The sequence below is a fragment of the Mesorhizobium sp. M0833 genome (assembly GCF_040319905.1).
Taxonomy (GTDB): domain Bacteria; phylum Pseudomonadota; class Alphaproteobacteria; order Rhizobiales; family Rhizobiaceae; genus Mesorhizobium.
This window is the reverse complement of the sequence record NZ_JAMYOQ010000015.1, coordinates 1-14,726: the sequence shown is the minus strand read 5'-3', so window position 1 is coordinate 14,726 and position 14,726 is coordinate 1. Positions and strand designations below refer to the sequence as shown.

The 14,726-nt window shown below is 63.7% G+C and carries 11 protein-coding genes; 4 read left to right on the top strand and 7 right to left on the bottom strand.

All coding sequences use genetic code 11. The features are described from left to right. Positions 1 to 4: 4 nt before the first annotated feature. Positions 5 to 1,402: an NAD(P)(+) transhydrogenase (Re/Si-specific) subunit beta gene (locus NKH98_RS18080; RefSeq protein ID WP_352650058.1), complete on the top strand. Its 1,398-nt coding sequence runs from the start codon at positions 5 to 7 to the stop codon at positions 1,400 to 1,402. 92 nt (positions 1,403 to 1,494) lie between these two features. Further along, positions 1,495 to 3,009: a hypothetical protein gene (locus NKH98_RS18075; protein WP_352900306.1), complete on the top strand. Its 1,515-nt coding sequence runs from the start codon at positions 1,495 to 1,497 to the stop codon at positions 3,007 to 3,009. Positions 3,010 to 3,114: 105 nt separating this feature from the next. Here NKH98_RS18075 and NKH98_RS18070 read toward each other — a convergent pair whose 3' ends face one another. From NKH98_RS18070 to NKH98_RS18055, 4 genes are all read right to left on the bottom strand, one after another. Continuing rightward, on the bottom strand, positions 3,115 to 4,032 hold the full coding sequence (locus tag NKH98_RS18070; protein ID WP_352650055.1) for a hypothetical protein: 918 nt from the start codon (positions 4,030 to 4,032) through the stop codon (positions 3,115 to 3,117). 246 nt (positions 4,033 to 4,278) lie between these two features. Further along, the gene (gene gyrB, locus NKH98_RS18065; protein ID WP_352900304.1) at positions 4,279 to 6,750 is read right to left on the bottom strand and encodes a DNA topoisomerase (ATP-hydrolyzing) subunit B; all 2,472 of its coding nucleotides are present in this window, start codon (positions 6,748 to 6,750) and stop codon (positions 4,279 to 4,281) included. Between the two features lie 146 nt (positions 6,751 to 6,896). Further along, complete coding sequence (locus NKH98_RS18060; protein WP_352900301.1) at positions 6,897 to 9,563, bottom strand: caspase family protein; 2,667 nt, start codon at positions 9,561 to 9,563, stop codon at positions 6,897 to 6,899. 57 nt (positions 9,564 to 9,620) lie between these two features. Next, entirely contained in the window at positions 9,621 to 10,190 is a 570-nt protein-coding gene (locus NKH98_RS18055; protein ID WP_352882283.1) for an NADPH-dependent FMN reductase, read from the bottom strand. Positions 10,191 to 10,375: 185 nt separating this feature from the next. On the opposite strand from NKH98_RS18055, the gene NKH98_RS18050 reads away from it, so the two are divergent. Continuing rightward, positions 10,376 to 11,749: a cytochrome P450 gene (locus tag NKH98_RS18050; RefSeq protein ID WP_352900298.1), complete on the top strand. Its 1,374-nt coding sequence runs from the start codon at positions 10,376 to 10,378 to the stop codon at positions 11,747 to 11,749. 21 nt (positions 11,750 to 11,770) lie between these two features. On the opposite strand, the gene NKH98_RS18045 is transcribed toward NKH98_RS18050, so the two are convergent. Further along, positions 11,771 to 12,745, bottom strand: coding sequence for a complex I NDUFA9 subunit family protein (locus NKH98_RS18045; protein ID WP_352900295.1), 975 nt, complete (start codon positions 12,743 to 12,745; stop codon positions 11,771 to 11,773). A 98-nt stretch (positions 12,746 to 12,843) separates the two neighbouring features. On the opposite strand from NKH98_RS18045, the gene NKH98_RS18040 reads away from it, so the two are divergent. Next, positions 12,844 to 13,260 (top strand): hypothetical protein, encoded by a 417-nt coding sequence (locus tag NKH98_RS18040; protein WP_352900292.1) that lies wholly within the window; start codon positions 12,844 to 12,846, stop codon positions 13,258 to 13,260. A 57-nt stretch (positions 13,261 to 13,317) separates the two neighbouring features. Here NKH98_RS18040 and NKH98_RS18035 read toward each other — a convergent pair whose 3' ends face one another. Together NKH98_RS18035 and NKH98_RS18030 are read right to left on the bottom strand one after the other, a co-directional pair. Next, entirely contained in the window at positions 13,318 to 14,319 is a 1,002-nt protein-coding gene (locus NKH98_RS18035; RefSeq protein WP_352900289.1) for an Ldh family oxidoreductase, read from the bottom strand. A gap of 33 nt (positions 14,320 to 14,352) precedes the next feature. After that, the coding region (locus NKH98_RS18030; RefSeq protein WP_352900286.1) for an ABC transporter permease subunit at positions 14,353 to 14,726 on the bottom strand (374 nt) is incomplete at its 5' end.

The window sequence follows — 14,726 nt, the reverse complement described above, 5'->3', positions numbered from 1 at the left end:
CGCTATGAACGCCAACTTCGCTTCCTTCCTCTATCTGGTCTCCGGCATCCTGTTCATCCTGGCATTGCGCGGCCTGTCGCATCCGACCACCAGCCGCCAGGGCAACATGTACGGCATGGTCGGCATGGGCATTGCCATCGCCACGACGCTGGCTCTGGCCACCCCTTCCGCCGGCCGCTTCGCGCTGATCGTGCTCGGGCTGCTGATCGGCGGCTCGGTCGGTGCGGTCACGGCACGGCGCATCGCCATGACCTCGATGCCGCAGCTGGTCGCCGCCTTTCACTCGCTGGTCGGTCTTGCTGCGGTCATGGTGGCGGCCGCCGCCATCTATGCACCGGAAAGCTTCGGCATCGGCACCGTCGCCGATATTCATGCCCAGGCGCTGATCGAGATGAGCCTCGGCGTTGCCATCGGCGCCATCACTTTCACCGGCTCGGTCATCGCTTTCTTGAAGCTCGACGGCCGCATGTCGGGCAAGCCGATCATGATCGGTGGCCGCCACTTCATCAACGCGGCCCTGGGCATTGCGCTGATCGTGCTGATCGTGCTGCTCGTCACCACCGAATCCAAGCTGGTGTTCTGGCTGATCGTTGCCGGCTCGCTGGTGCTGGGCGTCCTTCTCATCATCCCGATCGGCGGCGCCGATATGCCGGTGGTGGTGTCGATGCTGAATTCCTATTCCGGCTGGGCCGCCGCCGCACTCGGTTTCACGCTCGGCAATCTGGCGCTGATCATCACCGGCGCTCTGGTCGGTTCATCGGGCGCCATCCTGTCCTACATCATGTGCAAAGGCATGAACCGGAGCTTCATCTCGGTCATCCTCGGTGGCTTCGGCGGCGAGACATCAGCCATTGCCAACGACGGCATCGAGCGCACGGTCAAGCAGGGCTCGGCCGAGGATGCCGCCTATCTGATGATGAATGCGCAAAAGGTCATCATCGTGCCGGGCTACGGCATGGCCGTCGCCCAGGCGCAGCACGCGCTGCGCGAGATGGCCGACAAGCTCAAGGCCAACGGCGTCGACGTCAAATACGCCATCCACCCCGTCGCCGGCCGCATGCCCGGCCACATGAACGTGCTCTTGGCCGAAGCCAACGTGCCTTATGACGAAGTGTTCGAGTTGGAGGACATCAACTCTGAGTTCGCGCAGGCCGACGTCGCCTATGTCATCGGCGCCAACGACGTCACCAATCCCTCGGCTCGTGACGACAAGTCCTCACCGATCTACGGCATGCCGATCCTCGACGTCGACAAGGCGCGCACTTGCCTGTTCGTCAAGCGCTCGCTTGGCTCCGGCTATGCCGGCATCGACAACACGCTGTTCTACAAGGACGGCACCATGATGCTGCTCGGCGACGCCAAGAAGATGACCGAGGAGATCGTCAAGGCCATGGATCACTGAAAAGGCCTCGTTGCCAATTCACTGCCGATCGTCGAATACAGCTCGGCTCCGCGCCGGGCTTTTTCTTGGCTGTTACCGGTTCTGAAGCTACGATGCCGACCCGTCGTCTTGCAACCGGCGTCATCGTGGAGGTGCTGGTGCCCGACCCTGGTTCTGCTGCATCGCCGGCCGCCGATCTGACCGCAGCAGAGAAGGCGCCACGCAAGCGCAGCCAGGCGGTAGTGGTCGTGCACGGCATGGGCGAGCAGCGGCCCATGGACACGTTGAGGGAGTTTGTCCAGGCCGTATGGAGCCACGATCCGGCCCGTGCACCGTTCTATGCCCATGTCGCCGATCCGGCCGACCCGATGGGTGCGAAGATCAACCAGAGCTGGATCACGCCCGACAGCCGGACCAATTCGCACGAACTCCGCCGGATCACCACGCCCTATGATGTCGATGGCCGCCGCACCGATTTCTACGAGCTTTACTGGGCCGACATCACCCAGGGCACGACCCGAAGCCGCCTTGCTGCCTGGGTGACGACCCTGCTCTGGCGCAAGCCCGTCGATATTCCGCGCGATGTGCGCAAACTCTACGTCGTCACGCTTTTGGCCACCATCGTCGTCCTCGGCGCGGCGCTGGCGCTCGCAACGTCGACCTGGCAAGGCTACATCTCCTGGACGACCGGTGTGCTTGTCACGGTTCTGGCGTCGTTCGTCATCTGGTCGGTGGACCAGTTTGGCTTGCCTTATTTCGGCGACGTCGCCGCCTATGTGCGGGCCGAAGCGGCAACGGTCGAGAAACGGGCGCTGGTCCGCGAGCGTGGCCTCAAGCTGCTGAAGCGTCTCATGATGGACGATGCCTATGATCGCATCGTGCTGGTCTCGCACAGCCTCGGGTCGATCATCGCCTATGATCTGTTGCAGATCTTGTGGGCTGATTTCAGGCCTAGAAAGCTGGAAGCCATTCGCGACAAAGCGCGGCTGAAGGCGATCCACGCCGTCGACAAAGCGACGCTGGCCGCCGATGCCTCCGCCTGGCCCGACAGCCTCGATGACCTCCCCGCATTCCGGCGCAGCCAATGGGAGCTCTATCGGCAGCTTCGCGTCGGCGACGCCGATCATCCGCTGCCGTGGAAGATCAGCGATTTCGTCACGCTCGGCAGTCCGCTGACTCACAGCGAGTTTCTGGTGACCCACAACCTCGCCGAATTCAGGCGCGGCATCGCCGAGCGCCTGTTTTCGGCATGCCCGCCGATCGCCGACAGGGCGGCGGGCGGGACCATGCTCTACCAGGAAGGGCGCAGCCATTCCGGCAAGCCGCTGCGGGCGGTGCATCATGGCGCCGTGTTTGCCGCGACGCGCTGGACCAATATCTTCGACCGGGGCGATGGCTGGCTGACCGGCGCCCCGATTTCAGGGCGGATGACGGAGAACTTCGGTCCCGGCATGGAAAACGTTCAGGTCGAGTTGCGCGGCTCGCGGGGCCGTATCTTCACGCACAGGCTCTACTGGTCGCTGACGGCGAGCGGCGTCGAGGTCAACGCGCCGGCCGGCGCACAGCCGCGCTCGCACCTTGCAGTGCTGCGCGATGCAGTCGATCTCGGCCGCAAGCTGGGGGACTGAGCTATCGGCGGCGAGCAGCGCCCGACAATGCTGTGCCGGAGTTCAAGGCAAGGGTCCGCTTCGGGGGAATCTTCCCGAAGCGGATGGAGTTGGCTTAGCCACGGATCAACGATTGGTCAGGAAAATTGCTTCCTCGTCGTCGCGCTGCCTGCCGCCAAGTGCTGCAGCCGCACTGGCAATGAAGGCGCCGATGACCAGCGACAGCGCGCCAATCAGCGAGAAGGTGGCGCCTGCCTTTCTGGCGGTGTCGGCCGCCTGCTGGGCCTTGACCTTGGCCTCCTGCGCTCTGGCGATTACTGCATCGACGCGAGCGGTGGCATCCGCTTCGGACAGGCCTGTGCGGGCGGCCACCAGCCGCGACAGATAGGTCTTGTCGTCGGCCGATATTTCGCCTGCTGCGGCACTCGCGATCAGAATGCGCGATGCCTGCGCCGTTGCCGCGGCGTCGCTCTCCGGATTGGCGGCAGCGAGCCTTGCCGGATCGGCCGGGCGGAACAGCGTATCGACGAAATACGATGTCGCGTCGTTAGTCGAGGCGCCACCAGCGTTTGCAGCAGCACCTGCCGAAGCGCCCATTGCCGCGCCCGATGCCACAGTCGAAGCAGCCTGTACACCGCTACCTATCGCGGCCGAAAGCGCCGTGCCGAGCACGCCGGCGACGAGCAGCGTCGCCAGCGCCCAGGCCAGGAAACCGTGAGCGGTATCGCGGAAGAAGACTTCATCGGTGTGGATGCCGACCCATTTGGTGCGCAGGCGTCCGGCGAGGTAGCCGCCCAGCGCCGACGACAGCCACTGCACGACGATCAGCCAGACGGCGGTGGAAACTGCGAAAGTGGTGACTGACGCACCCGAGCCGGACCATGGCGACACCATGCTCAGCCCAAGCCCGGAGCCGAGCAGCATCAAGATGAAGGTAAGCGTCGACGCAGCAAAGGCGCCGGCGACGATTGGCCCCCAGCTGACAGCGGGGGTAGCGGATTCCGTCGGTGCGGAAACGTCGGCAGTTGTTAGGGTGGACGGCATCGAAGCCCCCTATCTTGCAAACAGCATGATCAGAATAATGATCGGAATCGGGACACCGAGAAGCCAGAGCAAAATGCCACGTCCCATGGATGCCTCCTGCGGCGATTGTGATCAACTACAATGCCTTGAAAGCCTTTCCGTTCCGGCGGTCCTGGTGATCTCTGTTGCTTGCAACAGTCGGCATCGGTGCGCCAAGGCGCACCAATGCACTTCATTGCCTTCTGGCTGGGTATCTGAGATCGTGGCTCAGATGTCCAGATTGGCGACCGACAGCGCGTTTTCCTGGATGAATTCGCGCCTGGGCTCGACCTCGTCGCCCATCAGCCGCGAAAACAAGCTGTCCGCATCCGTTGCATCATTGACCTTGACCTGCAAGAGCGAGCGCACATTCGGGTCAAGCGTCGTTTCCCAGAGCTGCTCGGCGTTCATTTCGCCAAGGCCCTTGTAGCGCTGCATGGTCAAGCCCTTGCGGCCGGTGGCAAACACGGCATTGAGCAGTGCCAGCGGCCCCGAAATGGTTTCCGAGACATCCTTGCGGCGCAGCACCGGCGGCTCGCCATAGATTTCCGCCAGACGCGGCGCATAGCGGTCGAGCTGGCGTGCGTCGGCGGAATTGATCAGCGCCAGGTCGAGATGTGCGAACTCCTTGACGCTGCGCACCGTTCGCTCGAAGACATAGCCGCCAATGCCCTCGTTCGAGGTCGACATGCGGCCGATCCAGCCGCGCTCGGTGTCCTCGGCGATAATGTCGAGACGGCGGGCAACACGCTCGGCCGTCTCATTGGCGCGGCCGAGGTCGGTGAAGATCTCCGGGTTGAGCGCGCCGGCAATCGCTGCCTGCTCGACCACGCCTCTGTTATAGCGGGTGTGCAATCCGTTGATGAGCTGGCGGACAGCCAAGGCGTCGTCGATGGCACTGCGCAGGTCCTGCCCGGCCCGCACCTCGCCCGTGCTGAGCGCAAGCGACGCTTCTTCCAGCCCGGAGCCGATCAGGAATTCCTCGAAGGCGGCTTCGTCCTTGATGTATTGCGAGCTCTTCCCGCGCGTCACCTTATAGAGCGGCGGCTGCGCGATGTAGAGATGACCGCGTTCGATCAGTTCCGGCATCTGGCGAAAGAAGAAGGTCAGCAGCAAGGTGCGGATGTGGGCGCCGTCGACATCGGCGTCGGTCATCAGGATGATCTTGTGGTAGCGCAGCTTGTCGGCATTGAACTCATCCTTGCCGATCGAGGTGCCGAGCGCAGTGATTAGCGTGCCGATCATGTCGGAGCCGAGCATGCGGTCGAAGCGGGCGCGCTCGACATTGAGGATCTTGCCGCGCAGCGGAAGAATGGCCTGGTTCTGGCGCGAACGGCCGCCCTTGGCCGAGCCGCCGGCGCTGTCGCCCTCGACGATGAAGATCTCGGATTTTGCCGGATCGCGCTCCTGGCAATCGGCCAGCTTGCCGGGCAACGAGGTGACGCCGAGCGAACTCTTGCGGGTGATGTCGCGTGCCTTGCGCGCGGCTTCACGCGCGGCCGCGGCCTGGATGACCTTCTCGATGACCGCCTTGCCCTCGGTCGGGTGCTCCTCCAGCCAAGTGCCGAGCGCTTCGTTGACCAGCCCTTCGACCACCGGACGGACCTCGGACGACACCAGCTTGTCCTTGGTCTGCGAGGAGAATTTCGGGTCGGGAACCTTGACTGACAGCACCGCCGTCAGCCCTTCACGGCAATCGTCGCCGATCAGCGCCACCTTTTCCTTCTTGGTCAGGCCCGAAGAGTCGCCATAGCCGGTTATCTGGCGTGTCAGCGCACCGCGAAAGCCTGCCAGATGCGTGCCGCCGTCGCGTTGCGGGATGTTATTGGTGAAGGCCAGCACGTTCTCGTGGTAGCTGTCGTTCCACCACATGGCGACCTCGACCGTGATGCCGTCGCGCTCGGCGCGGATCGATATCGGCTTATCGAGCAACGGCTTCTTCGTCCGGTCGAGATATCGGACGAACTCTTCGAGGCCGCCATCGTAGTGCAGTTCATGGCGCACGATGTCGGCATGGCGGGCATCGGTCAAAACGATGCGCACGCCGGAGTTCAGGAAGGCGAGTTCGCGCAGCCGATGCTCCAGCGTGCCGTAGTCGAATTCGACCATGGTGAAGGTTTCGGACGACGGCAAAAACGTAATTTCGCTGCCGCTGCGGCCTTCATAGGTGCCGGGGAGCTTGTCTTGTTCATAACTGCCGGTGACGCGCAGCGGCGCGTCGGCATTGCCATGCGTGAAGCTCATCTCGTAGATCTGGCCGTTGCGGCGGATCTTCAGTTTCAGCCAGGCCGACAGTGCGTTGACGACCGACACGCCGACGCCGTGCAGGCCGCCCGACACCTTGTAGGAGTTCTGGTCGAACTTGCCGCCGGCATGCAGCTGCGTCATGATCACTTCGGCCGCCGAAATGCCTTCGCCGGTGTGGATATCGGTCGGAATGCCGCGGCCATTGTCGATGACCGTCACCGATCCGTCCGGATTGAGCGTCACCGTCACCAGGTCGGCATGGCCGGCCAGGGCTTCGTCGATGGCGTTGTCGACGACTTCATAAACCATGTGGTGCAGGCCCGAGCCGTCGTCGGTATCGCCGATATACATGCCCGGCCGCTTGCGAACGGCATCCAAGCCCTTCAAAACCTTGATGGAATCGGCGCCGTATTCGGCTTCAACGCCGTTGGCGATGTCGGTCTGTTCGCTCATGAAAACCTGTCTGATTGATGCCGTGTGCAGAGCGCGAAAAATCGGCTTCGAATCGCGCATTTCTAATGTCGTAGATATAGGCGCAAAAGGCGGTTTTTCCAAGGTTTGCAGGCATTTCCGGACGGAATGACGGTCGCGTCGGCCGGCTACTGGCGCTTGGCTTCGATCCTGGCCAGCCGCTCACGCAGGAACTTGATCATGAATTTGTATCGCGGCGCCAACCGCCCGCTTCGGTCGAGCTCGAGCGTCATGTCGAGCGCCTTGGAAAGCACGGCTTTCGGATCCTTAGCGACTTGCGCGTAGTCGATATAGGCGACCACCAGGTCGCGCTGCCAGGTGGCGTTGTCCGGATCGGACCGGGCAAGTTTCTCGCGGATGGTCAGGCTGTCCTGAAAGGCTTGCCGGGCTCCGCTGACGTCGCGCTGCTTTAGGCGCAGGGTGGCGACTTCGGACAGCGTTATCGACAAGTCACGCTGCCAGTCGGAATTGGCCGGATCGAGCCTGGCCAGCCGCTGCGCAATCGCATAACTGTCCAGATAGGCTTTCAGCGCGCCTTTGTGGTCGCCCTGTATCGCCAGGACGCCGGCGACCTTCTCGAGGCAGACGGACAGGTCGCGCTGCCATTCGGTGTTGTTCGGGTCGCCGGCGGCGAGCGCGCTTGCCTGCGAAAGTGCCTCACGATAAGCCGAAAGTGCCGCAGGCCAATTCTGCTGGTCGCTCAGCGCATTGCCGGTCTTGGCGTTGCCGACTGACAGGTCGCGTTTCAGCTCGGTGTCGTCCGGATCGCGTTTCGCCAGGTGCTTGACGATCGCGAGGCCTTCCCTGTAAGCCGCCAGCGCCCCGGCGGCGTCGCCGCGTTCGCGCAGCAGGTCGCCTATCGTATCGTGGCTGACCGAGACGTCACGCTGCCGGTCGGCGTCTCCCGGTTTGGCCGCCGCCAGCGCCAGCCGCACCTTCAGGCTCTCTTCATAGGCCGCCTGTGCGTTGTCCAGTTGGCCTGCGACATGGGCAAGGTGACCGATCTCATCATAGGTGATGGTCAGGTCGCGCTGCAGTTCGGCACGGTCGGGCTCTCCGGCGGCGAGCTGTTTCTTGATCGACAGACTTTCCTGGTAGACCTCTGCGGCGCCGGCCAGATCGCCTTGCGTCGCCAGTACGTTGCCGATCTTGTCGTCGGCCATGGCGAGGTCGCCGAACCACTCCAGATTGTCCGGTTCTGCCTCGGTCAGGCCCTGCAGAATGGTCTTGGCGGTCTCATAATTCTGCAGCGCTGTCGGCAGATTGCCTTGCGCCATCCGCACATTGCCGAGCTTGACGTGGCTGACGGCGAAGTCGCGCTTCACGTTGGGATCGGTTTCATGATGCAACCGCCGTTCGAGATCGGCTTGCAGCGCCTCGAAGGCGCGGCCGGCCGCATCGATATTGCCGACCGTGGTATAGAGCTTGCCCAGCTCGTCCAGCGTGCGGATCAAGCGGTCGGCATCGTCGAGCGACAGCACCACCTGTCCGGCTTCGCCATAAAGCGCGAGCACCGACTCATAGTCCCTGATGGCTGTGGCGTAGTCGAGGTCGGCGCGCGCCGCCCCGCCGGACAGATAGCGCGTTGCGGCCTCGGAGAGCGTGCGGCTGACGAAATTGGCCTTCAGAGCGTTGCGCGAGACATTATCGATCTCGGCTGCCTCGGCGAGCTTTTTGCGCGCCGCATCGAACGCTCCCAGCGAAAGCTGCTCTTCGGCCTGCCGGCGCAACGCTGCCACCCGCAGATCGTCTGATCCAAGCGTCTGCATTTCGCTCCGCACCTTGACGAAGGCGTCGGCTGCCTCACGCAGCCTGGCGTTCAGACTGTCAGCGGAGAGGTGGCCGGTATCGGAACTGATCAACGCGCCATAGAGCGGTGCCAGCGGCATGTCGGCGTCGCTGGCGATCTTCTCCACCTCGCCGCGCATCTGAGGCGTCACCTCGGCCATGGCGAGCAACAGGCGTTCGCGCTCGGGCAGTTTCTCCTTGGCTGTCGTGGCAAAGAACAGATGCGGCAGGCCGCTCTCGACATAGGGCAATTGCTTGCCGCGCGAGAGGTCGTAGACCTCCTGCTGCACGAGCGTCAGCACGGAGCGGATCTCGAGTCCATCGGTGCCGAGATATTTCGTCAATGCCGCGGTGAACGGCGAATTCTGGCCGGTCCCATCCGCGGCCGTCTCGCCGGGTGCCGCCGAGAAGGCAAACAGAATGTTTTCTGCCCGCCCGACGCGGCCAAGACCCGGCCGGACCTTGACGCCGACCTCTTTTGCAAGCGCCGTTGCGCCGCGGCCTTCGCCGCCCGTAGCCGCAAACGGATCGCTGCGGCAGGCATCGAGCACGATCAGTCCGACCTTGCTGGTGGCGGCGACGGTCGTGCGGATCTCCTCCAGCGGCAGGCTGGTCTTTTCCAGTGCGTCGAGCGACGACGCGTCTGCATCGACCGGCAGGAGCCGATTCTCGCCGGCGATCTCGACGCCATGGCCGGAAAAGAACACCAGTACCACGTCGGCGCCTTTGGCATCCTCGCGGAAATCGTCGAGCGCCCGGCGCATGCGCCGCAGGTCGCGGTTGGTTTCGAGGAAGACCTCGAAGCCGAGCTTCCCCAGCACCGTTTCCATCACCTCGCCGTCGTTGACGGGATTGGCGAGCGGCCGGATCAGCCGGTAGTCGTTCTCGGCGATGACTAGCGCAACGCGCCGCTCCGCCACGGCAGCGGAGGCCGTCGAGAGGATCAGCAGCAAGGCAAACAGAAGACGCAAATCGAACCGCCCCGGCCCGGTCATTCGCCGGAGCATTCATCTCTTTATGGCATGAGCAAGTTATGGCATCGGCAAGCTCGGCCGTTCGCGTTGTCAGCCGACCCGCATCGGCTTCAGCGCTTCGCTCCAGCGGAACAGCTCGTCCAGCATGGTCCTGGCCCCGCCGAGCACCTGCTCGCTGGGTAGGAAGGCGCCGGTCTCGTCGAGCAGCTTCTGGTACATCGGCAGCGCCACGCCTTCCGGGATCGGCATGACGCCGACCGCGGTCAGCAACGGTTTGACTGCCTGCGCCGCTCGCAAGCCGCCGGAGACACCGCCATAGCTGAGGATGGCGGCCGGCTTGTATCGCCATTCCCTGAGCAGGTAGTCGACCGCGTTGACGATCGCGGGAGCGGTGAAATAATTGTACTCCGGCGCCACGAAGACGAATGCGTCGGCGGCGTCGATTGCTTTCGACCAGGCTTTCGTGTGGCTGTTTTCGTATTTGCCGAGTCTCGGATGATGCGGCTCGTCCAGCACCGGCAGGTTGAAGGCGGCGATATCGGTGAGCACCGGCTCGAATTTCCCGTGTTCGCGCGCAAAGCTCTCCAGCCACTTTGCGAAAACCGGCCCGGCGCGGCCCGGCCGCGTGCTGCCGATGATGACGTTCAACTGGTGCTTCAAAGCGGGGCTCCTGCCGGTTTCTGACATCTGTGGTGCTGCCACCTAAGACACGCGGCCGGACACAGCAAGCAGGCACTTTCCGGTGCCCCGGTCACATTCCAGAGAGCGGATGCTTCGCCTTGTCGTCCAGTCACATGGACGCCTGCCTTGCCCGCCACTACATTGAGGTGTCAGCGGAGCAAGCCATGGACAGTCAGCCCGTCCCCTTCGTCCCGCCGGCGCCGAAGCCGCGCACAGCGCCGCCCTCGACGCTGGAGATGATCCGCATCGTCTACCGCAATCCGCTCGAGCTGTGGGGCGAGCCGACCTATAACGAGCCCTGGATTTCGGTGACCGGTATCGGTGGGCCGCTGGTCATCGCCAACGATCCCGGCCTCATCCGCCATGTGCTCGTCGATAACGCCAAGAACTACAAGATGGCGACGGTTCGCCAGCTGATCCTGCGGCCGATCCTGCGCGACGGCTTGCTGACCGCCGAGGGCGAGGTGTGGAGGCGTTCACGCAAGGCGATGGCGCCAGTGTTCACGCCGCGCCATATCTTCGGTTTTGCCGAGCCGATGCTGAGGCGCACGCGGGAGTTCGTCATGCGCTACGAGGGCGGCGGTACGTTCGACATCGCTCACGACATGACGCTGCTTACCTTTGACATCCTGGCCGAGACGCTGTTTTCCGGTGAGATTTCAGGCGAGCCGGGCAGCTTTGCCAAGGAGATCGACCGCCTGTTCGAGACCATGGGTCGGGTCGATCCACTCGACCTTTTGCGGGCACCCGATTGGCTGCCCCGCCTGACCCGCATCCGCGGCCGCAAGACCATGGCCTACTTCCGCAAGATCGTCACCGACACGGTGCAAATGCGCGAGGCGCGGTTGAAGCGTGCTCCGGACACGGTGCCGCAGGATTTTCTCACGCTGCTGTTGAAAGCGGAGGGACCGGGCGGGCTGACCCGGGCCGAGGTCGAGGACAACATCATCACCTTCATCGGCGCCGGCCACGAGACTACGGCCAGGGCGCTCGGCTGGACGCTCTACTGCCTTGCCGAAGCGCCGTGGGAGCGCGAAAAGATCGAGCACGAGATCGATGCCGTGCTGGCGCGTGAGCCCGACCCGACGAAATGGCTCGACGCCATGCCGCTCACCCGTGCCGCCTTCGAAGAGGCGCTCAGGCTCTATCCGCCGGCGCCATCGATCAACCGCGAACCGATCGAGCCCGAAACCTGGAACGGCCTCTACATACCGCGACGTGCCGCGGTGCTGGTGATGCCGTGGGTCGTCCACCGCCATCGCAAGCTGTGGGACAGGCCCGACGCCTTCATGCCGGAACGCTTCCATCCGGGAAACCGCGGAAAGATCGACCGTTTCCAGTATTTGCCGTTCGGCGCCGGGCCTCGCGTCTGCATCGGCGCCAGCTTTGCCATGCAGGAGGCAATCATCGCGTTGGCGATCATGCTGTCGCGCTATCGTTTCGATACCACCGCGCAAACCCGCCCCTGGCCGGTGCAGAAGCTGACGACGCAGCCGCAAGGCGGGCTGCCTATGCTGGTTACCAGGCGCGCGGCGTAGGCAACCCGACGTCCGTTCGTGTTATACGGCGGACTTGCGTTGGAACTGGCCGGCGGCGCGGTAGCGCCAGAGATAGCTGGGCAGGATGGTTCCGATCGACCGCGGCTGGATACCGAGGCCGGCGAGCGTCCTGTTGTCCTTGACAGCGTCATCCGACACGACATTGTGCTGGCGCAGCAGCAGTACCTGGTCCTTGGTCAACAACGGATTGGGCAGCAGCCCGAGAATTGATGCCTGGAGGTTCGCCAGCCACCATGGCACGGGCAGCAAAAACCGCTTGCGTTCGATGATGACGAGCAGCTCTTGCATGCATTCCTTGAAGGTAAGCACCTGCGGCCCGCCGAGTTCATAGATCCGGCCGCCCTGGACCTTGCCGTCGACCGAGTGCGCCACCGCCTCGGCGACGTCGCCGACATAGACCGGCTGGAATTTCGTCTGCGCGCCGCCGATCAGCGGCAGCACTGGGGAAAAGCGGGCCATGTTGGCAAAGCGGTTGAAGAAACCGTCCTCCGGCCCGAAATTGATCGATGGCCGCAAGATCACGGCGTCTTGGACCGTCTCAAGAACGGCCTTTTCGCCGAGCGCCTTGGTACGCGCGTAGTCCGATTGCGCGTGGAGGTCCGCTCCCAGAGCCGAGATGTGGGTGAGGCCGGCGCCGACGGCGCGCGCCGCTTCGGCAATAGCGCGCGCGCCGAACTCGTGGACGGCAGTAAATTTCTGCCGGCCGGCCTCATGCGCGATCGCCACCAGATTGACGACATGGTCGGCGCCTTGCACGGCGCGGTCGACCGACCAGCGCACCCGGACATTGGCCTGCACCGGCTGGATCTGCCCGACATTGCCAAGCGGTTGCAAATGACCGGCGAGATCGGGCCGGCGGCAGGCCACCCGGATGCGGTAGCCGCGCTTGGCCAGCGCCCGCACGACATGACGACCGACAAAGCCGGAGCCGCCGAAAACGACGACGAGCTTTGGGGTCTGAAGGATTTCGGTCATGGCTGGCTCCGGCGGGCTATCCAGATGGCTTGATTGAAGCCGTTTCATAGTCGGTTTCGCGCCAAAGGCAAAGGGCGAACATAGGTCGCCCGGCACTGTTGAAGCATGATTTTCCGGATCCGTTCGAAATGGCAGAAACGCCGCCGAGGCCCGGCTTTACGGCAACTCCATTAGGAACAGGAACCTTTGTTCGGTCGGCGATTTTAGATGTATGGTTTGATTCCGAATGGAGGATATTGCCGATGACGACAAAACGCGTTGCGATCTTCGCTCTGGCTTTCGCAACAGGCTGCAGCGTCGGTGCCTCGGCATTCGCGGCAAACCGGCATCACCACCAAGCGCAACCCGAACGCTACGTTCCCACCAACGGCGACATCATCGACATTCTGTTCGGTGGCCCGCGCTACTATGACAACCACCTGTTCACGACGGCCGCCGAACCCTGCTCCTACAACAGGGTAGGGCCGGACGCGAACGCGGTGAACGTCATCAACGATCATCATTGCGGGAAGTAGGCTCGCGCTGCCGGATCGGCCGGCCTCCTCAGCCGCTCATCCGACAAACGAATTTCTTCACGACGAATAGCGCGCGGCGAATTCGGAAATGCGTTGCACCACGGCTTTCGGCGCGCTTATGCCGCGCGCCGCCGCCTTCTCTGCCGCTTCTGCCCGGGCACGCCCCGGCACATGCACGCCATAGCGCCGCCGCAACCTGTCGAGTTGGTCCTTCATCCGTTTCTCGAAGTTCGGATCGAGCAGCTTGGGCTCGACGGCGAGCACGAACAGGCCGGTCCCCGGACTGTCCGGCCCGCCGCTGAACCATGGCGCATCGAGCGACCAGTTGGCGCCCGACAGGCCCGCAGCCAGCACCTCGACCATCAGCGCGATGTTGGCGCCGCGCTGGCCGCCGAAGGCAAGCATGGCGCCTTTCATGGCGGCTGCCGGGTCCGTGGTTGGATTGCCGCTGGTGTCCAGTGCCCAGCCTTCGGGGATCTTCTTGCCGTCCTCGGCCGCCTTGCGGATGTTGACGAAGGCGGTGGCGCTCGACGACTGGTCGATGACCAGCGGCGCCCCGTCCATGGTGGGTGCGGCAAAGGACATCGGGTTGGTGCAGTAGACCGGCTTGACCGAGCCTGAGCCGGCAAGCACGGCCGGGCCGTTGGTGGCGGCGAACGACACCAATCCCTGCGCGGCCAGCCGTCCGGTGAAATAGCCGAGCGCGCCGCAGGTGTAAGCATTCTTCTGCGAAAAGATGGCGACGCCGAACAGCCGCGCCGCCTTGGCGAGGTCATCGATCGTGCGGTCGAAACCGGTATGCGCTAAGCCGCCGCGCGCATCGGAAAGATAGACCGCGAGTGCCGGCCTGGTGATCACCGGATCGGCGTTGCCGTCGATACGGCCAGCTTCCAGTGCTTCGAGATAATCGATGAAGTGCGACAGCCCGACGGTCGACAGTCCTTCAGCCTCGGCCGCGACGATCGAGGCAGCCAGCGACTGCGCCGCCTCTTCGTTGGCGCCGGCGCCAAGTGCGGCCATCCGGCACAGCCCTGTCGCCTGGTCGAGACTGAGTTGCATGGCAGCTGCCCTGAATTCGCGACTTTAACAGCCTTAGCCTAGCTTGCTCGGGATCCGCGCCTCGAGCCTGCGGAAACCGAACACCAGGATACCGGTGATGGACATATAGACCAACGCCAGAAGCAGCAAGGGTTCGTAGGTGATGAATAGATCCTGGCGCACCCGCGAGGCTACGGCGTAGATGTCGACCATGGTTATCGTTGCCACCAGCGGTGTTGCTTTCAGCTGGAGAACAGTTTCACCCGCCAGCGTCGGGAGTGCCCGGCTGATCGCCTGCGGGAGCCATATGCGCTTGAAGATTTTCCAACGGCTCATGCCGAAAGCGCGGGCCGCTTCGAGTTGGCCATGCGGTACCCCGGCGAAGGCGCCACGCATTACTTCGCCTTCATAGCCGGCATACGAGATCG